Source organism: Porphyromonas vaginalis (assembly GCF_958301595.1).
In the GTDB taxonomy this organism is placed as follows: domain Bacteria; phylum Bacteroidota; class Bacteroidia; order Bacteroidales; family Porphyromonadaceae; genus Porphyromonas; species Porphyromonas vaginalis.
This window is the reverse complement of record NZ_CATQJU010000001.1, coordinates 537123-557229: the sequence shown is the minus strand read 5'-3', so window position 1 is coordinate 557229 and position 20107 is coordinate 537123. Positions and strand designations below refer to the sequence as shown.

Genomic DNA, 20107 nt, shown 5'->3' with positions numbered 1-20107 from the left:
TTACGCTTTGCGGGGTTTGAGCTTCTCCTTGAGGTAGTGACCCGTGATCGAGTCGGGGCAGGCGGCGACCTCTTCGGGGGTGCCAGCCACCACGAGCTGTCCTCCCTTGTCGCCCCCGTCGGGCCCTAGGTCGATGATGTAGTCGGCGCTTTTGATCACCTCCATGTTGTGTTCGATGATCAGCACCGAGTGCCCCTGGTCGATCAAGTCTCGGAAAGCGGCAAGGAGCGTAGATATATCGTGAAAGTGTAGCCCCGTGGTCGGCTCGTCGAAGACAAAGAGCGTGTGCGGCTCGTGGTCACGACCGAGGTAGTAGGCGAGCTTGAGGCGCTGGTTCTCACCGCCCGAGAGCGTCGAGCTGTTTTGCCCTAGCTGTAGGTAGCCTAGGCCAACACGCTGCAACCCCTCGAGGAGACGAATGATCGAAGTGGTCTGGTCGGCTGGATACTTCGTAAAGAACTCAATTGCTTGGTCCACCGTCATCTCCAGCAGGTCGTAAATGTTGACCCCGTGGTAAGTTACCTCGAGGATATTCTTCTGAAAGCGTTTCCCCTCGCACGCATCGCAGACCAGCGTGATGTCCGTCATAAACTGCATCGGCACCTCGACGACGCCATCGCCCTTGCACACTTCGCAGCGACCGCCCTCCTTATTAAAGGAGAAGAAGTAAGGTTTGTAGCCCATCTGCTTGGCCAAAGGTTGGTCAGCGTACAGTTCGCGGATCGGCGTAAAGGCATCTATATAGGTGACCGGATTGGAGCGTGTGCTACGCCCCACGCTGTTTTGATCCACGTAAAGGACCTGCTCCACAAGGTCAACGTCGCCCGTCAGCATACGGCTCTGCGTCTCGCGAGGACGCGCATTGATGATGCGTTGCAGCTCCTCCACAAGGAGGTCGGAGATGAGGGTACTCTTGCCCGAACCGCTCACGCCCGTGACCACCGTCATGTTAAAGAGCGGGATGTCCACGTCGAAGCCCTTCAGATTGTTCTTATGCACCCGGTGCATCGTCAGCTTGCGCTGCACCGGGCGACGATGCTTTGGCACGGGTATCTCCTCGCGCCCCGTCAGATAAGCCGCCGTGTAGCCTGGCGTCTTGGACGTTATGTCGCTCGGCTTGCCGTGGTAGATGACCTCGCCACCAAGACGACCCGCATCAAGCCCCATGTCGATCAGGTAGTCGGCCGCACGTATCGTCAGCTCGTCATGCTCCACGACGATGACCGTGTTGCCCTGGTCACGTAGCTCCTTGATGACGGCGATCAGCCGATCGGTGTCCCGGTCGTGCAGTCCGATGCTCGGCTCATCTAGTATGTACATCGAGCCGACGAGGCTGTTGCCTAGACGTGTCGCTAGATTGATGCGCTGGCTCTCACCGCCCGAGAGCGTGTTAGAGCGTCTGTCTAGGGTCAGGTAACCGAGCCCCACGCCGTCTAGTGTGCGGAGTCGGTTGCGGATCTCCTTGAGTGGACGCTCCGCAATTTTAGCCTCCTCGGGATTCTCTAGTTCTTGGGCAAAGAAGGTCAATGCCTCACGGATCGACATTTGCCCGATCTGGTGAAAGTTCTTACCCATATAGGTAAAGAGCAGGGCATCCTCCTTGAGTCTACCGCCGTGGCAAGCGTAGCACTCGCTTTTGCCCCGATAGTGCGCCAGTCGCACACGGTTCTGGATCTTGTAAACGTCCTTCTGGAGCATGGCGAAGTAGTCGTCGATGCCGTAGAGCGTCCCTTTGCCCCAGCCTCCGCCTTCGTGTCCGTGCCAAAGCAGGTCACGCTGCTCTTGCGTTAGCTCAGCATAGGGTGTGTGGATGGGGAAGTCAAAGCGCTTCGCCTCGTGCATGAAAGCTTTCGCCCACTCGGAAGATTTAGCCCCGCGCCAGCAATCCACGCACCCCTCGTAGAGCGAGAGGCTGTCGTCGGGGATCACCCGCTCAGGGTCAATGCCGAGGATCGACCCAAAGCCTCCGCAAACGGTGCAGGCACCCGCAGGGCTGTTGAAGTTGAAGAGGTCTGGCGTAGGCTCCGTAAAGGTCCGCCCATCCGCCTCAAAGCGTGCGCTAAAGTTGCGTCGGCCCTCGCTACTCCACGCACCCGCACTATCTTGCCAGCGCAGGGCGCAGGTCTCCCGACCCTCGTAGAGCGCTATCTCGATAGAGTCCCCGAGGCGCGACTCGTAGCTATCGTCACCCGTGCGGACGGTCAGACGATCCACGATCAACTGCACCTGCTTCGCCTCGCGTAGCTCTTTATTGCTCACATCCTCGATACGATAGATGGTATCGTCAATGAGGACACGGTTGTACCCCTGTCCCTGTAGGAGCATCAGATGCTCGATGAGACGTCGCCCCTCAGGCGGATAGAGATCTGCTAGGATGTAAAGCTTGCTATCGGTCGGAATCTGATGAGCCGCCTCGACCACATCGGCAACGGTGTGACGCTTGACCAGCTCACCACTGATAGGTGAGTAGAGCTTGCCCACACGAGCCATCAAGACACGCAGGTAGTCGTCGATCTCTGACGAAGTGCCTACGGTAGAGCGTGGATTGCGACTGATCACCCGCTGCTCGATAGCGACGGCAGGCGGGAGGTTCTTGATCTGGTCGCACTCAGGCTTCTTCATACGCATGAGAAACTGCCGTGCGTACGACGAGAGACTGTCCACATAGCGGCGCTGCCCCTCAGCGTAGAGCGTGTCGAAGGCGAGCGAACTCTTGCCCGATCCGCTCACACCTGTGATGACGACCAGCTCCCCACGTGGTATGTCGAGGTCTATACCTTTGAGGTTGTTGACGCGGCAACCACGGATTATGATGTCATTGAGGGGACTCCTTTTCATAGCTACTCCTTTTATCAAAGCAAAGATACGAAATTAGAGGTTAGAGATTAGAAGCTAGAGGTTAGAAGAAGGTGCGGAGTGCTAGTGCCTCTAGGGCCTAATCTCTAACTTCTAATCTCTAGCTTCTAACCTCTACTCGTCACGAGATGCCACAGCTCACGTACCCAGAGGACGAGCGAGGAGCCGACGAAGATGATGACCCAGTCGATAAGCTTGAGCCCTGTCACGTTGAAGAACTGCTGTATCCCTGGCATCTCGACCATCGCTATCTGACCAATGAGGATGATCGCAACGATGGTGAGCAGTCCGCGACACCCCTTGAAGTGAAGCGCACTGCGCCCCGTCTCGAAGGCGCGCGCATTGAAGATGTAGAAGAAGTGCGTCATCACGAAGATGGTAAAGAGGAGCGTCTGCTCGTACGCTGAGACATGTCCCTTGGGGCCGAGCTGCATCGTGAGCAGGTCCGTCAGCTGCGTCACATCGGTGCGCTGGAAGATATAGAGCAGCACTAGTAGCATCGCAAAGAAGAAGCCCCCCACACCGATGATCTCACGCAGCATCGGGCTGTTGAGGATGAAAGCGTTGCGGTCTCGTGGCTTCTCCCGCATCACGCTCTCAGAGGGTGGTAGCGAGGCGAGCGCCATCGCGGCAAAGGTGTCCATGATCAGATTGATCCAAAGCATCTGCGTGACGGTCAGCGGGGACTCCGTACCCATAAAGGCTCCACAGAGAACCAGTAGACAGGCGGTCACATTGACGGTCAACTGGAAGAGGAGGAAGCGCTGAATGTTTTGATAAAGTGAGCGTCCCCACATGACGGCTTTGCCGATGCTGGTAAAGGAGTTGTCGATGATCGTAATGTCAGACGCCTCCTTGGCAACGCTCGTGCCATCGCCCATGGAGAGCCCCACGTGTGCCGCACGCAGAGCCGGCGCATCATTGGTCCCATCGCCCGTGACAGCCACCACGTGACCATTGTTTTGGAGCGCCTCGACGAGTCGCTTCTTGTCCATCGGACGCGCTCGAGAGATAATCTTCAGTTCGTTGACACGAGCTAGGAGCTCTTCGTCAGAGAGCGCTGCGAAGTCTGGCCCCGTGATGATGCTCTTTGCTCCATCTCGGCTGTCGTCCCACAGACCGATCTGACGAGCTATCTCGCGTGCCGTGCCGGAGGTGTCGCCCGTGACCACCTTCACATCGATTCCAGCATGGACACACTCCTGCACCGCAGCGGGCACCTCCATGCGGACGGGGTCGGCAATGGCGACTACGCCGATGAAGCGGAGCTTGCTGGCGGTCAATTGACCAGATACAATCACCGAGTCGCCCTCCTCAACTAATTGGTAGGCAAAGCCTAGCGTACGCATGGCACGATGCTGATACTCGGCCAACTGCTGCTCCAGCTCCTCACGGCTCACAGCAGACTCAGCGCATAGGTCGAAGACGATCTCGGGGGCTCCTTTAATATAGAGTACCTGCTGGCCTTGCGATGCAGGCGACTCAACGAGTGTCGCCATGTACTTGCGCTCAGTGGAGAAGGGCACCTCAGCCATCGTCTCTGCCTCCTCTCGCAAAGAGCGGTAGTCTACGCCCTGACCGTGAAGCCATAGGAGCAGAGCGCCTTCCGTTGGATTGCCCAGTACCTGTGGATTGGCGGGGTCGGAGAGATCGAGCGAAGCGGTTGAATTGACCGCAATGCCCTCGTGGAGTAGATCCTGAGGGGTGTCGCCGTAGAGCTTCATCTCGTCGACACTCATCTGGTTTTGCGTCAGCGTACCCGTCTTGTCGGTGCAGATGACGGTCGTCGCGCCCATCGTCTCGCAGGCGTGCATCTTGCGCACTAAGTTGTTGGTCCGTAGCATGCGACGCATACTGTAGGCTAGACTCAGCGTCACCGCCATCGGCAAGCCCTCTGGCACTGCCACGACGATGAGCGTCACAGCAATCATCAAGGTCTGCAAGATGTAGGCAAAGAAAGGTGTCACCTGCTCTAGAGAACCGAAGAGGTCGGTGCCATTGGCGACTAGGTAAACGATGACACGCCCTATGACGATGAGGGCTGCGATGCCGTAGCTCACCCAAGTGATCCAGTTGCTCAGACCGTCGAGCTGCTCGCTCAGCGGGGTCTTGACGTCATCCGCGATTTGAACCGCTTCGAACACCTTGCCCTGCTCCGTCTTGTCGCCCACGGCGAGGACCTCGCAGATGCCGTGCCCCTCCATCACTTTGGTCCCTTTCATCACCTGATCGGTCGGGTAGGTAGCACTCTTGTCAAACTCCTCGGGATGAACGCTTTTGTTGCAGAATGGCTCTCCCGTGAGGGTAGACTCGTCCATTTGTAGCATCGTCGCCTCAAGTAGCTGGCAGTCGGCTGGCACCTCCTCGCCAGTGCCTAGGCGTACGATGTCGCCCACGACCACCTCCCGGCGTGGCACCTGCGTCACGTTGCCATTGCGGATGAGGGTCACCAGCTCGTCGTCATGCACCTGATTGAGGATGGTGAACTCCTTGTCTGCCTGTAGCTCAAAGTAAAAGGCAAGCCCCGTGGCGAGCAGGATCGCCACGAAGATACCCACCGGCTCGAAGAAGACCTCGGCACCCTCTCCCAGCCTAAAGTACTCGTAGCAGGAGATGCCGATAGATAGTCCGCCTGCAATCAGCAAGATGATGATGAGCGGATCGGCAAATTTCTCCAAGAACTGCCGCCATAGCGGTGCTTTCTTAGGGGGTGTCAGGATATTTGCGCCATGCTTCTTGCGGCTCTCCAGAACCTGCGCATCCGTTAGTCCTATATAGTGGTGTCTTTCTTCCATTAGTCCGTGAGTACTTGGCAAAAGTACGGAAAAAAGCCTCGCCCCCCTAAGCTGTGCTCTTAGAGAGGCGAGGCTTTTCGTTGTGCTCGATGAGGGTTTACTTCAGCACCTCATCAAGGAGAGCGTCATCCACGAGGAAGGGGATGGTGATGTGGTAGAGGTCAGAGTGCTCCTCGTTGAACTCGCGAGAGGTAGACAGCGCATTCTCATTGCGAGCCCACGCACGGCGAGCGACACCGCCCATGACATCCCACGTCATAGCCTGACGGAGGATCTCGTCGACACGACGGCTACCATCGAGGACCATACCAAAGCCACCGTTGATCGCCTTGCCGATACCGACGCCACCGCCGTTGTGCAGAGCGACGAGGCTCATACCACGAGCACAGTTGCCCGCAAAGCACTGGACAGCCATATCGGCCATGACGTTACTACCGTCACGTATGTTGGACGTCTCACGGAAGGGGCTATCCGTACCGCTCACATCGTGGTGGTCACGACCGATCATGATCGGGCCGACCTCGCCACGACGTACCATATCGTTGAACTTGAGGGCGATCTTCAGACGACCCGCAGCATCCTGGTAGAGGATACGCGCCTCGGTACCGACGACGAGCTGATTCTTCTCAGCGTCACGTATCCATATATAGTTGTCACGATCCTGCTCACGACGATCCGGATCGATGCACTCCATAGCGGCGTGATCGGTCTTGATCAGATCCTCATGGTCGTGGCTGAGGCATACCCAGCGGAATGGACCATAGCCGTAGTCAAAGAGCTCAGGACCCATGATGTCCTCTACGTAGCTTGGCCAGATGAAGCCATCCTTGTCGTCTACGCCATTGCGAGAGATCTCCTGGATGCCAGCATCAAAGCAAGCCTTCATAAAGGCATTACCATAGTCAAAGAAGTAAGAGCCACGAGCCACCAGAGCCTTGATAGCCTCGTAGTGACGGTGTAGACCCTTGTCCACCTCTTGGCAGAAACGCTCTCTGTCGTGTGCCAGCAGATCCGTGCGCTCCTCAAAGGTAAGCGAGACAGGGCAGTAACCACCCTCATAGACAGCGTGACAGCTCGTTTGGTCGGAGAGTAGGTCGATATGTACATTGTGCTCGACGCAGTACTCCAGCAGGTCGACCACATTACCGTGGTAAGCGATAGAGCAAGGCTCACCAGCCTTCATCCCCTGCTCAGCAAGCTTAAGCGCCTCAGGGATCGTCTCAGCGATATGCTTGACCCAGCCCTGATTGTAGCGAGTCATGATGCGAGACATATCCACCTCAGCCGTGATAGAGGTAGCACCTGCGATGTCGGCAGCCTTAGGCTGTGCACCACTCATACCGCCTAGACCAGAGGAGATAAAGAGCTTGCCAGCGAGGTTGCCACCGCTCGGGATATGTAGCTGCTGACGACCAGCGTTGAGCAGCGTATTGAACGTACCGTGTACGATACCCTGTGGTCCGATGTACATCCAGCCACCAGCGGTCATCTGACCATAGTTGGCGACGCCCATCTGAGCAGCTATCTCCCAGTCCTTGATATTGTCATAGAGACCGACCATCATCGAGTTTGTGATGATGACACGAGGAGCTGAGGGGTGCGAAGCGAAGAGTCCCAGCGGGTGTCCGCTCTCGATGACAAGTGTCTGATCCTGCGTGAGCTCCTCGAGGTACTTGATGATGAGGCGATACTGGAGCCAGTTTTGGCACACCTGACCTGTCTCACCATAGGTGACCAGCTCATAAGGGTAGAGCGCTACGGCGTGTGAGAGGTTGTTGTGGATCATCACCTGGAAGGCCTTACCCTCGATACACTTGCCCTTGTAGCTATCGATAGGACCCGCCTTGAGATCACCCTCGGGGCGATAGCGATAAGCGTAGATCTTACCACGCTCCTTGAGCTCCTTGAGGAACTCGGGTGCTAGCTCAGCGTGGAGCTCTTTAGGTACATAGCGCAGCGCATTCTGTAGTGCCACACGTGTTTGTGCAGGGGTCAAGCTGTAGCCCCTATCCGGTGCTCGACGGATGCCCTCCTCAAAGGTGGGGTACTTGGGCAGTGTAGCATCAAGCGTAAACTTACAGGTTCTCTTCATATTTACTGGTTGTAATCTTAATTTCGTGTCCCACAAAGATACTAAAACTCGCTGATATGGAGACATAACGATTTTCAACCGAAATGGGCGTCACCAGACGCCATAAAAGAAGCGAGCCGTCTAGCCTCTCTCTGAGAGTACTAGTCAGCTCGCTTGAAGTATGTCTTAAGGGGAAGGTGTGGGGCAACAGTCGATTGCTGCCTGTAGATAGAAGTCTTTACGCACCACTCTGGGCTAGCTCGAGTAGGTGCTGTATCATCTCTTGATGATGCGTGGAGCGTCTCGCTTGTGCGGCATCCTTTAGAGCCTGAGAGAGCTCTGTGGGGGTGAGATAGGGTAGTCGTATATCCATAGTCGTCTAGTCTTGTGGTGGGGAGGGCGATGCTGTCAGCCCTATAGGCTACAGCTTGCGAAATCCCCTTACACAGACTAAACGCTTAGACGGGCGCAATATTGCGCTCTCGTACCATCTTGCGCAGATTGATCAGAGCATAGCGCATGCGTCCGAGGGCTGTGCTGATGCTTACCTCGGTGCGCTCTGCGATCTCCTTAAAGGGGATGTCCTCATAGATCCTCATCTTGAGTACCTCTCGCTGTGCTTCGGGTAGATCCTCTACACAGAGCGATATTTGGTGGTAGAGTGCCTCCTGATCATCGAAGAAGTCCTCTGGGAGTTCACTCGCAGGTGTCAGGTCGAGGATCTGCTGATTGGTATCGTAGTTGGTCACGTAGAGTGTCCGCTTCTCCTGGCGGAAGTGATCCATCATCATATTGTGTGTCAGGCGCAGGAGCCAAGCTTTGAACTTGCCCTTGGCATGGTACTTACCATCTTTTAGGGTACGCATCACCTTGATGAAGACCTCCTGAAAGAGATCGTCAGCGACATCGCTATCAGCGATAGTCAGATAGATATAGTTATGTATGTCAGTTTCGTACCGACGGAGGAGCTCTGCAAAAGCTCTATCACAGCCCTCACAATATTGGCAGACGAGCTCATCGTCGCTGCACGTACGGAGTGTGGTCATATAGAGAGTATCCTTTGTATTTATAAAAGGTAGCTGTCTATCCTATAGGCTGTGATTACTTTGTGATTACTATTACACCGCAAAGTAACCAAATCTCCCCGAGATATGCAAATCACGAGGAGCTTTAGGGTCAAAATAAAAGAAGGCGTGGGGTGCTTTAGTCCTCTCCAGTAAATATCTCAGAGGTCTCACCCGTTGCTGAGGAGACATCTTTCATCCGGAGCGTTAGGCCGACTGTCTTGAAGAGGATCTTGAGGTCTAGTGCCAAGGAGAGGTGACGTACATACCACGCATCATACTTAAAGCGATGCTGGTAACTCAGATTGTTGCGACCATTGATCTGCGATAAGCCTGTGATGCCAGGGCGCACCTCATAGCGCACGCGCTGTGCTGGTGTGATCTCTATCGCGTTGCCCTCGATAGAGACACTGATGATCTCCACCTTCCTGCGCTCCGTAGGGATCTGACGGTAAGTAGCCAGGAAAGGGCGAGGACCCACGAGACTCATATCGCCTCGCAGTACATTCCACAGCTGTGGTAGCTCGTCGATGGAGGTCTTGCGGATAAACCGTCCCATAGCGGTCAGTCGCTTTGCATCGGGGAGTAGATTACCTGCAGCGTCTCGCTCATCGGTCATCGACTTGAACTTGTACATATTAAAGAGCCGCTCACCTCGTCCAGGTCGTGCTTGGGAAAAGAAGACCCCCGCCCCCTTATTGGCAAAGGACATCACCACGATCACCACGAGAAGCAGTGGCGACAGGATGATGAGTCCTAGCAAAGAGCAGATGACATCTAGGAGTCGCTTGAGATAGTTACGATACATACCAGTCTATGCTACAGGGGGAAGTATGTGAGCGATCAAGCCGAAGAGCCAGGGGGCACGGTGGGCTATACGGATGAGCGGAGCACCCTTACGACCCGCGTAGCGCATGAGGAGCTTGTGGTCTCCTGACTGCTCCATACGCTGCGTGTACGCTTTGAGTTCGGAGACCTTGCCATAGCGAGCGACCATGCGTAGGCCTGCTCGGTAGAAGTCTGAGGCTAGCGTCAGGTAGGCTGAGTGTAGATCTTTTATCTCCTTGGCGCACTCGATCAACCTAAAGGAGCCCTCTAGGCGAGAGATGCCTCGGAGATGAAGTGTGTTGGGATTGTGAATTGTAGACTCTGCTCTCTGGTAGTAGTAATAAGCTACGATAGGGACGAGTAGCACTCGCTCGGCAAAGGCTGTGTAGTGCCAGTAGAAAAGTGCATCCTCATGGAGCAACCCCTCCATAAAGCGTGCCTGATGCTCCTCCAGCATGGTGCGTCGCCACAGAAAGGGACAGACACTGCCCGACAAGTTGCGCTGCGTCAAGAGTGCTCTCCCGTCGGTACACTGGAGCTGGTCGAAGTCATGCACCGAGATGTCCATCCACTCTGAGGGGACCTCCCCCTCTTCACTACGATTGCGTACGCCAAAGCAGAGCATATCGTACGACTCCTCGGCAATGAGCGAGAGAAGGTAATCAGCTGCAACACTATCTACCCAGTCATCGGCATCGACAAACCATACGTAGGCTCCCTGAGCCACCTCCAAACCTCTATTGCGCGCGGCTGACTGTCCTTGATTGACTTGGGTGATGACGCTGATGGTCTGCTCTGGGTGCTGCGCTTGGTAGTCGGTTACTACCTCTAGTGTCTCATCCTGGCTCCCGTCATTGATCACGATGATCTCCAGGGCTGTCGTAGCGTTAGGGATAGCGACGAGGGAGTCTAAGCAACGGGCGATGGTCTTCGCACCATTATATATAGGTATGATGACAGAGAGGGGTAGTTCTACACTCATAGCTTCGCTTCCTTAGGAATATAGCGTGCATTGACCTCTTTGCGCTCAGCATCGCACCACCAGCCCCACTTGTTGAAGTACTTGATCATCGAGGAGATGTGGTGGCATAGGAGCTTAGCATCGTGATAAGAGCCTCGGCTGTGGACATGCGTGATCTTAGCTTCAGGTTGACAGACCGTCTTGGAGATCTGCCCGATGCGCCTCGAGAGATCGATATCCTCGACATACATAAAGAACCGCTCATCGAAGCCCCCCACACGCTCCAATATCTCCATGCGTGTAAACATGAAGCAACCAGACAGGTAGGGTACCTCTACGGGTGCGCTATAGTCTAGCCAATGCATCTCGTAGCGCCTATTGATCTTGTTGCGTACCCACTGGCTGAAAGAGAAGCGACGCAAGAGCACATCCGACGGTCTGGGTAAGAGCTTGCAAAGTTGCTGCGGACGACCATCAGGGTAGGAGACAAAAGGTGATACGAGTCCCACATCCTCGTGCGCCTCCATATAGGAGGTCAGGGTGTCTAGCACAGTCTCGTCAAAGCGTACATCCGGATTGATGATCACATGGTATCGTGCTCCCTGATCGTGGGCTAGGCGTATGGCTATGTTGTGCGCCTTGCCAAAGCCTAGATTGCTCGGCTGATGCTCATAGTAGATACGACCGTCGCCAACGGGCAGGTCTGCTAGAAAGCGCAACTCATCTGTAGGCGAATTGTCAATCAGGTAGAGACGCTTGTCGGTCACAACACGTGGCTGTGAGGGCGTTCGAAAGAAGTCCTCAATGATCTGCTCCACAAAGAATGCATTGCTCTTGTAGAGTACTATAGAGCCAGTTGTTAGCACCTAATTATTATCTACGCTAGTTATGAGTTATCCAAGATACTTTCGCAGGAGCTGCTGATAGATGCGATGGTACTGTAGAGCCATGCGCTGGCGACCATACAGACGTCCCATCTCCAGAGCTTCTTGTCTATCAAACGTAACAGAGGGTGCTTTTAGTATACAATCGGCACACTGAGATACACTTCCTAGGTCAAATCGTAGAGCAGTCATCTGTGGTACAGACTCCAAAATCTCGCCAAAGATAGGCAAATTCGAGTGAATGACCACGCATCCCGATGCAACGCCCTCTATGACATTGAGTGGCAAGCCCTCAGCATGACTAGCTGTGATCAAGGCATCTGAGGCCCCTAGGTAGTCCGCCACACGATCGGTAAAGCCGACAAACTGAACCTGCTCACCGAGAGGCTTCGCGAGCTGCTTGCAACTTCTCTCTAGAGGGCCCTTGCCGAGGATTAGGAGACGTAAGTCACTCGGCAACTGGCGACGTCTCTTCAGACGACGCAAAGCGCGCAGTATCAGCTCTGGGTCTTTGCGCTTGATGAGTCCCCCGCAATAGGTGATGATATAGCCTTGCTCGGGGAGTGCTAGCTGATGACGTAGCTGCGCCTTTTCGGCGGGAGTAACGGGAGGCGTGAAGCGTTCGTTGTCTATCCCATTGGGAGCAACATAGACACTGACCTTGGAGGGAAGTGACTTGCGGTAGTAGTCACGACAGACGTGCGAGACGCAGACCACCTCACGGTGACGAGACAAGGCACGCATCAAGCGACGACACATATAGCCTCCGATCAGACGCCCCTTGCCGTAGGTGAAGTCAAGCTTAGCGATGTTGTGCTGTGTAGATAGCAGTATGTAGCGGTGTGTCAGATAGCTGGTGACGATGTCTGGCTGGTAGGTGTGACTATGCACCAGTGTGATGCCGTAGTGCTGTAGGCACTCATCGAGTAGCCTTGCTGCAGAGCGGGGAAACAGCTCTAGCTGCCCACGTGTGAAGCCCAGCTCGATGATCTCGCATCCCATCGCTTGCAGTTCGTCAGCCATCGCCTCGCCCTGGGGCTCTAGAGAGCAGAGCTGTATGATATAAGGCTTGTAGTAGCCCTCAGGTAGTCCTGCAACAATGTCTCGCACCACAAAGAGTGGACCTTGCGGACGGATCTGATTCACCACAAAGGCGATCGCTCTAGGCGATGTAGACTCATTGGTTACCATAGTGTAGGGGTATAGATGTAGTCGTCATAGATCCAGCGGTAGGTGTGGAGGGAGCTGCCTGGATCCATCACACTATTCATGGTCAGGATCAGAAAGAGTAGCATCACGCCTATGGTGGCGATACGATAATTCTGATCTTTTACGCGGTATAGGACGTTAGGCAGTGCCACGCAGATCATAATGCCGGGGTTGTACATAAAGCGCATAGCCACGCTTGAGGAGAGGGTACAGTTGTAGATCATACTGCTGAAAGCAATGAGCAGGATCGCTAGACAGGTCACTCGATCACGCTCCTTATCTAGATAGAGCGACCCGATGAGTAGTAGGACCGCCATCCCGTTTTGAGTCAATATGTTGATCCACCCTTGATGAGTGTCCAACCCCTGAGTGGATATGTAGAAGGCGTATCGCTCTGGTAGTATTGGCTCCAGTGCACTCCCGACCACCTTAAAGAGCGGGTTCCCCACAGCAAGCGTCACTACCAGCAGGGCTGTCAAGACGCGCCAGTCCCACCGTATCGACATCAGCGGTAGGAGGAGCAACCATATCACCGAGGAGCTGTGTACCAGACAGGAGAGGACCACCCAAAGGAAGAAGCGCCAGTAGCGTCGCTCCACATAGAGATGAAAAGCTGCAAAGGTGATCATCAGGGCGAGACACTGTCGCACACCATTGAGCGTCTCTAGATACCCAGTACCCCAAAGGACGAAAAAGAGAATCCCCAGCGGATAGGAGATAGAGAGTCGCTGTATGCCCCGAAAGAATAGAGCGATCGTAATGGCCGAGGTAAGTATCATAAAGGAGCGAAAGCTCAGTCCCACGGCGTGCATCCCCAGTATCACGCCTCGCCACAACGGCTCAAAAGCTTCAAAGGATTCGGACTTGACCCAGTTGTACCCGTTCTCATACACCTCGTAGTCCTGCCCCAGTCCGACACGCAGACCTGCAAAGGCGACCAGTAGGATAAAGGTGAAGAGCTGGTACAGCCCCTCGAAGCGCTGGTCTCTGTAGTACAGCGCCGTAAAGAGGAGCAGTAGGCTCAGCAAGATGATGTAGGGGATCACAGACCTATGTACTCTTTGATGCGACCTTGATGATACTTCGTACGCTTGTTATAGGGTGTCGCAAAGACACCCATATCCCACAGCTCTCGCAGTAGCGGTACGAGGGTCGCACGGCTTGTCTCATCCTGCACCCTATAGAGTTGCTTGGAGATGCGATCGCACAAGACCGCCCAGAGACATTGCTGCTCCCAGCACCTCCGCTGAACCTCAGATGCCGTCGTAGCATACTGCGGGAAGGTGTGGCAGATGCCAGCGATCCAATGAGTCATCTTGTGGCACTCTGTCGAGGCGCTAGTGATAGACTCCTTATTATAGTAGTAATAGTAGAGTGGCAACCGCGTGATGGTGACACGTGGGGAGCGGAGCATCAGGTCGCTCCACCAGGGGAAGTCCTCAAACTTCAGCCCCTCCATAAAAGGTGTCTCTACCGCTAGCTCTCGACGTATCAGATGGCGTACAGCGTAGAAGTAGCGGATGGGATCCGTGACACCATCGTGCCAGCGATGATTCGTCGCATGCCTTATCACCTCCGTCGTGCAGACCGCATGCACCTTACTCAGATCGTAGCGCTGAGACATACTCCAGGGCACTACATCGTCATAAGGCTGTCCCAGCTTAGCACGCAGGAGTAGCCGACGCTTGTAGATCATATCAGGCACCCACGATACGATGTCCGACCTATCACGCTCTGCCAGAGCCACTGCCAGCTCGAAGGTCTGCGGATGGATGAAGTCGTCCGAGTCCACATAGTTGACATACTTGCCTCGCGCCCAGGCGGTTCCAGCATTGCGCGCTGAGGAGAGTCCGCCGTTTTCCTTCGTTAGGATACGGAAGCGGCTATCACGCTCGGCATACTCTGCGAGGATGCTCGCCGACCCATCAGGGCTACCGTCATCAACGCAGATTGCCTCCCAGTCAGGCATCGTCTGCCCCAGGATGCTGTCTAGACAGCGACGGAGGTACCGCTCTACATTGTAGACAGGTACGATGACCGACACCTTGGGTGTATGGGCTACTGCAGGCTCTTGTGGTAAAGACATCTCGAGGTGAATCAAGGGATGAGCAACATGTTCTTAACCGCAAAGATACGAAATTAGAGGTTAGAAGCTAGAGATTAGAAGCTAGGAGCACTACCACTAGTGCCCCTAGCCAATAGCTAACAGCCAACAGCCAACAACCAATAGCAAAAAAAAATAGGGTGAATTCAATGCTGGCTTGTTACAATAATTTAGAGCCGAATACATATCGCTGCGGTGCCGTGTCGGGGAAAAGTGATTTCCACGTGGATATTTCGAAATTCCCACGTGGGGAATAAAAAATTCTTCGGAGGAATGAAATGAAACTTCGGAAGAATCAAATGAAACTTCGGAAGAAATGAATCACGCCCACGTGGAAAAAGAAAAATATCCACGTGGAGATTTGAGATTCCCCACGTGGATATTCGAGAAAGGAGGGAATCGGACGAATTTCCCCGTAAAGATGTGTAAATAGAGATTAGAGGTTAGAGATTAGGGGTCGGAGGTTAGGGGTGACACATTATATATAATGAACTCATCTATGCTATATCTCGCTTGTTGCTATGTGTAGCTTCTGACAGAGTGTTTATAAGGCGTCAGCCGTGAGCGCTCGGAGAGTTGAGATGTATTATTCGCAAAATCTTCGTACCTTTGAAGAGTTGTACGACAGAGGCTACATAAAGGCTGGTACTCATGGTATCACGCAGAGTATGCTAGGCGGGGAATTGCTTGGATCCTCTTTGCTCCGAGCGGTTCTGACGCTATGCTTGTGCCTAGAGGACAAGTGCAGGCTGCACGCTGCAGTAACTCTGTCGTAGCGGTGCCAAGACGTGGTGCCCCGAGCGACCAAAAACAATCAACGATAGTAAGTTCAAAATATATAAACACACAGATCTATGAAAAAATCAATCGATAAGGCAGGGCTCAAAGCTAAGCTGCACGATGGTATGTCTATCATGATCGGGGGATTTCTCGCTAATGGGACTCCTGAGCGTATTGTCGACGTGCTGGTCGAGAGTGGGGTCAAGGATCTCACGATGATCGTCAACGACACCTCTTATCCAGACCGTGGCTGTGGTCGTCTCATTGCCAATAAGCAGGTCAAGCACCTGATCGTCTCTCACATCGGTACAAACCCGATGACCGCTGAGCAGATGAACAATGGTGAGCTAGAGGTCGAGTTTAGCCCTCAGGGTACACTCGCTGAGCGTATCCGCGTAGGTGGCTGTGGTCTCGGTGGCGTCCTGACGACTACGGGTTTGGGCACGATCATTGCCGATGGTAAGAAAGTGATCAACATCAATGGCCAGGACTACCTCCTCGAGCTACCACTCCGTGCTGATATGGCATTTATCAAGGGTACTGTCGGTGACGAGACGGGTAACCTAGTCTACAAGGGTACTACGCAAAACTTCCAGCCTCTGATGGCTATGGCTGCTGACTGTGTCGTGGCTGAGATTGATGAGATCGTCCCCGTAGGGCAGATCAGCCCCGAGGCGGTACACACCTCTGGCATCTTTGTAGATTACATCTTTGAGTAAGTCGCACAGAGACTCTATACAACAATCGGAGCACTGTCGCAGGGGTCTCTAGGGAGACTCTCCTAGATAGGAGCTCTGACCAATCAATCACTTTAATTATCCCCAAAACAATGGCAAATCCAAAATCAATGATCCGTCTACGTATGTCTAGTGCTGATGCGCACTATGGTGGTAATCTCGTAGATGGTGCTAAGATGCTACAGCTCTTTGGCGATGTGGCTACTGAGCTACTTATCATACAAGATGGCGACGAGGGTCTCTTCTGCGCTTACGACAAGGTCGAGTTCCTCGCTCCAGTATATGCTGGAGACTATATAGAGGCTGTCGGTGAGATCACCCAGGTCGGCAATTCATCACGCCAGATGCAGTTTGAGGCACGCAAGGTGATCGCTCCACGTACCGATATCAGTGCTTCTGCAGCAGATGTACTTGAGGAGCCTGTCGTCGTATGCCGTGCTCATGGTACCTGTGTAGTGCCTAAGAAGTGCCAGCGCAAGTCTTAATCTATTTATCTCTCTAAAGCAGTAACTATCTATGGATAAACTAATCCTAACGGCAGCGATCTGCGGTGCCGAGGTAACCAAAGAGCAAAATCCCGCTGTCCCCTACACAATCGATGAGATCGTACGCGAGGCTAAGTCCGCCTACGATGCTGGAGCAGCTGTCATCCACGTACACGTCCGTGAGGACGATGGTACGCCTACGCAGTCCAAGGCTCGCTTTAAGGAGGCTCTGGACGCTATCTACAAGGTGATCCCTGACGTGATCATCATCCCCTCGACGGGTGGTGCAGTAGGTATGACCGCTGAGGAGCGTCTACAGCCTACAGAGCTGATGCCTGAGATGGCTACGCTAGACTGCGGTACGTGCAACTTTGGCGATGATGTCTTTGAAAACACGATCCCCATGATGCGTGCCTTCGGTAAGCGTATGATCGAGAATAAGATCAAGCCTGAGTACGAGTGCTTTGAGATGGGTCACCTAGACACCATTCTGCGTCTTGCTCAGAGAGGTGAGGTGCCTGGAGATCCTATGCAGTTTAACTTCGTGCTGGGAGTCTTCGGCTGTACACCTGCTACGGCTGACAATCTTGCTTGGCTGGTTAAGAACATTCCCGCAGGCTCTACCTGGACAGCTACCGGCATCGGTCGTCACGAGTTCCCTCTAGCAGCAGCTGCTATCGGCATGGGCGGTCACGTACGTGTCGGCTTTGAGGACAACCTATATCTCTCTAAGGGTGTCCTTGCTAAGAGCAATGGCGAGCTAGTGGCTAAGGCTGCACGCATAGCTCATGAGCTGGGTCGTGAGATCGCTAACCCCGCTGAGGCTCGTCAGATCCTTTCGCTGGCTCCTCGCCACTAAAAGGATATTGATTCTTCCCCCTATTTACTAATACAATCACACAATCAATCATATCAACTTTTATATGCAGAAGAAAGGAAACAAGTATGGCACGCACCGTGTCATCTCCCCTAAGGGCGTACTACCACAGCCCGCAGACAAGATCGACAACAACATGGATGAGATCTACGACAACGAGATCCTCATCGATGTACAGACGCTAAACATCGACTCAGCTAGCTTCACGCAGATCGAGGAGCAGGCTGGTGGCGACAAGGCAAAGATCGCCGAGATCATGATGGGCATCGTCGAGAAGCAAGGTAAGCACCGCAATCCAGTCACAGGCTCTGGTGGTATGCTACTCGGTACTGTCGAGAAGATAGGTGATGCCCTCAAGGGTAAGATAGACCTCAAGGAGGGCGACAAGATCGCTACCCTCGTATCTCTCTCTCTGACTCCTCTACGCATCGACAAGATCAAGGATATCCGTCCCGACATCGACCAGGTCGACATCGATGGTAAGGCTATCCTCTTCGAGAGCGGTATCTATGCTAAGATCCCCGAAGATCTGCCCGAGAATCTCGCACTCTCAGCTCTAGACGTGGCTGGTGCTCCTGCTCAGGTGGCTAAGCTCGTCAAGCCTGGCGACACTGTGCTGATCATCGGGGCTGGTGGTAAGAGCGGTATGCTCTGCTGCTACGAGGCTAAGAAGCGTGCTGGTGTCACGGGTAAGGTAATCGGACTATGCCACTCACAGCGTAGTACGGATCGTCTGAAGGCTCTCGGCTTCTGCGACTACGTCTTCTCAGCCAATGCAACACAGCCTGTACCTGTCATGGAGGAGATCGAGAAGCTCACAGACGGCAAGATGTGTGATGTCACAATCAATAATGTCAACATCACCGATACAGAGATGACCAGCATCCTCTGCACGAAGGATGATGGTGTCGTCTACTTCTTCTCTATGGCTACGAGCTTTACCAAGGCTGCTCTCGGTGCTGAGGGTGTCGGTAAGGATGTGACGATGATCGTAGGTAACGGTTACACCAAGGGTCACGCCGAGATCACACTGCAGGAGCTCCGTGAGTGTGAGGCTCTACGCAAGATCTTCACTGAGCTATACGCTTAAGTGAATGGATAAGAGATTAGAGCGCATCCAAGACGCTCTAATCTCTTACTCTTTACAAGTCGAAATTCAATCCCCTATCAATCACACACACAATGAACGAAAGCAGAAGAAAGGAATTCTTTCCTGAAGTCTCTGACGCTGATTGGAATGATTGGCACTGGCAGGTGCGTAACCGCATCGAGACACTTGACCAGCTTAAGAAGTATATCAAGCTAACACCCGAAGAGGAGGAGGGTGTACGTGAGTCGCTCAAGACGATCCGTATGGCTATCACGCCTTACTACCTGAGCTTGATCGACCCCAATGACCCTAACGATCCTGTACGTAAGCAGTCGATCCCTACGATCAATGAGCTACATGTAAGCCCTGAGGATCAGCTAGACCCTCTGAGCGAGGATGAGGACTCACCCGTGCCAGGACTAACACACCGCTATCCTGATCGTGTCCTCTTCCTGATAACCGATATGTGCTCTATGTACTGTCGTCACTGCACGCGTCGTCGCTTCGCAGGACAGAAGGATGCAGCCTCGCCTAAGGAGCGCATCGAGAAGTGTATCGAGTATATCGAGCAGACACCTGAGGTACGCGACGTACTCCTCTCTGGTGGTGACGCACTCATGGTCAGCGACAAGATGCTGGAGTACATCATACAGCGTCTACGCGCTATCCCTCATGTAGAGATCATCCGTATCGGATCACGTACACCCGTCGTATGCCCACAGCGTATCACACCTGAGCTAGTACAGATGCTGAGCAAGTATCATCCAATCTGGCTCAATACGCACTTTAACCACCCCAACGAGGTGACTCGCGAGAGCCGTGAGGCTTGCGAGCGCATGGCTAATGCAGGTATACCTCTAGGGAACCAGTCGGTGCTACTACGTGGCATCAACGACTGCCCCTCGATCATGAAGCACCTCGTCCATGAGTTGGTCAAGATGCGCGTACGTCCATACTATATATATGTATGTGATCTCTCGCAGGGTATCTCACACTTCCGCACGCCTGTCTCCAAGGGTATCGAGATCATCGAGGCTCTACGCGGACATACGTCGGGCTATGCTGTACCTACCTTCGTCGTAGATGCTCCAGGTGGTGGAGGCAAGACGCCTGTCATGCCAAACTATGTGATCTCTCAGTCGCCTCACCGTGTGGTGCTACGCAACTATGAGGGCGTCATCACGACCTACACAGAGCCTAGCGACTACAAGGAGGAGCCCTGTCAGTGCCCTGACTGTAAGAAGGCACGCCACGAGGGTGTCTACGGACTACTCACGGGTGATCGCCTAGCTATGGCTCCTGAGCATCTAGACCGCAAGGAGCGTAGCCGTAAGTGGCGCGAAGCTCACAAGGGATAAGCATCTCA

16 protein-coding genes are annotated in these 20107 nt (G+C 53.9%); 5 read left to right on the top strand and 11 right to left on the bottom strand.

Features of this window, described 5'->3' with window-relative positions; all coding sequences use genetic code 11:
* The 11 genes from uvrA to Q2J34_RS02120 all read right to left on the bottom strand — a co-directional run bounded on the left by uvrA (window position 1) and on the right by Q2J34_RS02120 (window position 14754).
* Window positions 1-2838 carry an excinuclease ABC subunit UvrA gene (gene uvrA, locus Q2J34_RS02170; RefSeq protein ID WP_298887814.1) on the bottom strand — a complete coding sequence of 946 codons (2838 nt, stop codon included), beginning with the start codon at window positions 2836-2838 and terminating at the stop codon, window positions 1-3.
* A gap of 125 nt (window positions 2839-2963) precedes the next feature.
* Window positions 2964-5651 (bottom strand): calcium-translocating P-type ATPase, PMCA-type, encoded by a 2688-nt coding sequence (locus tag Q2J34_RS02165; protein ID WP_298887812.1) that lies wholly within the window; start codon window positions 5649-5651, stop codon window positions 2964-2966.
* Between the two features lie 97 nt (window positions 5652-5748).
* Complete coding sequence (locus tag Q2J34_RS02160; protein WP_298887810.1) at window positions 5749-7743, bottom strand: urocanate hydratase; 1995 nt, start codon at window positions 7741-7743, stop codon at window positions 5749-5751.
* 217 nt (window positions 7744-7960) lie between these two features.
* Window positions 7961-8095 (bottom strand): hypothetical protein, encoded by a 135-nt coding sequence (locus tag Q2J34_RS02155; RefSeq protein ID WP_298887808.1) that lies wholly within the window; start codon window positions 8093-8095, stop codon window positions 7961-7963.
* A gap of 85 nt (window positions 8096-8180) precedes the next feature.
* Window positions 8181-8768 carry an RNA polymerase sigma factor gene (locus Q2J34_RS02150; RefSeq protein ID WP_298887806.1) on the bottom strand — a complete coding sequence of 196 codons (588 nt, stop codon included), beginning with the start codon at window positions 8766-8768 and terminating at the stop codon, window positions 8181-8183.
* A 157-nt stretch (window positions 8769-8925) separates the two neighbouring features.
* On the bottom strand, window positions 8926-9594 hold the full coding sequence (locus Q2J34_RS02145; protein ID WP_298887804.1) for a sugar transferase: 669 nt from the start codon (window positions 9592-9594) through the stop codon (window positions 8926-8928).
* Window positions 9595-9600: 6 nt separating this feature from the next.
* Window positions 9601-10596 (bottom strand): glycosyltransferase family 2 protein, encoded by a 996-nt coding sequence (locus Q2J34_RS02140; RefSeq protein ID WP_298887801.1) that lies wholly within the window; start codon window positions 10594-10596, stop codon window positions 9601-9603.
* Window positions 10593-11393: a glycosyltransferase family 2 protein gene (locus Q2J34_RS02135; RefSeq protein ID WP_298887799.1), complete on the bottom strand. Its 801-nt coding sequence runs from the start codon at window positions 11391-11393 to the stop codon at window positions 10593-10595. The genes Q2J34_RS02140 and Q2J34_RS02135 overlap by 4 nt, the downstream gene beginning before the upstream one ends.
* Window positions 11394-11468: 75 nt before the next feature.
* The gene (locus Q2J34_RS02130; protein WP_298887797.1) at window positions 11469-12650 is read right to left on the bottom strand and encodes a glycosyltransferase family 4 protein; all 1182 of its coding nucleotides are present in this window, start codon (window positions 12648-12650) and stop codon (window positions 11469-11471) included.
* Window positions 12644-13714 (bottom strand): EpsG family protein, encoded by a 1071-nt coding sequence (locus Q2J34_RS02125; protein WP_300969172.1) that lies wholly within the window; start codon window positions 13712-13714, stop codon window positions 12644-12646. The genes Q2J34_RS02130 and Q2J34_RS02125 overlap by 7 nt, the downstream gene beginning before the upstream one ends.
* Window positions 13711-14754 carry a glycosyltransferase gene (locus Q2J34_RS02120; protein WP_298887793.1) on the bottom strand — a complete coding sequence of 348 codons (1044 nt, stop codon included), beginning with the start codon at window positions 14752-14754 and terminating at the stop codon, window positions 13711-13713. The genes Q2J34_RS02125 and Q2J34_RS02120 overlap by 4 nt, the downstream gene beginning before the upstream one ends.
* 872 nt (window positions 14755-15626) lie before the next feature.
* Between Q2J34_RS02120 and Q2J34_RS02115 the strand changes: the two genes are divergently transcribed.
* From Q2J34_RS02115 to kamA, 5 genes are all read left to right on the top strand, one after another.
* On the top strand, window positions 15627-16271 hold the full coding sequence (locus tag Q2J34_RS02115) for a CoA transferase subunit A (RefSeq protein ID WP_013760113.1): 645 nt from the start codon (window positions 15627-15629) through the stop codon (window positions 16269-16271).
* A gap of 110 nt (window positions 16272-16381) precedes the next feature.
* On the top strand, window positions 16382-16774 hold the full coding sequence (gene kal, locus Q2J34_RS02110; RefSeq protein ID WP_004330786.1) for a 3-aminobutyryl-CoA ammonia lyase: 393 nt from the start codon (window positions 16382-16384) through the stop codon (window positions 16772-16774).
* A 31-nt stretch (window positions 16775-16805) separates the two neighbouring features.
* Window positions 16806-17633, top strand: a complete 828-nt coding sequence (gene kce / locus Q2J34_RS02105) for a 3-keto-5-aminohexanoate cleavage enzyme (protein WP_004330807.1) — start codon at window positions 16806-16808, stop codon at window positions 17631-17633.
* Window positions 17634-17697: 64 nt separating this feature from the next.
* Complete coding sequence (kdd, locus tag Q2J34_RS02100) at window positions 17698-18741, top strand: L-erythro-3,5-diaminohexanoate dehydrogenase (protein ID WP_300969171.1); 1044 nt, start codon at window positions 17698-17700, stop codon at window positions 18739-18741.
* Window positions 18742-18833: 92 nt separating this feature from the next.
* Window positions 18834-20099 carry a lysine 2,3-aminomutase gene (gene kamA / locus Q2J34_RS02095; protein WP_296929724.1) on the top strand — a complete coding sequence of 422 codons (1266 nt, stop codon included), beginning with the start codon at window positions 18834-18836 and terminating at the stop codon, window positions 20097-20099.
* The last annotated feature ends 8 nt before the right edge of the window (window positions 20100-20107 follow it).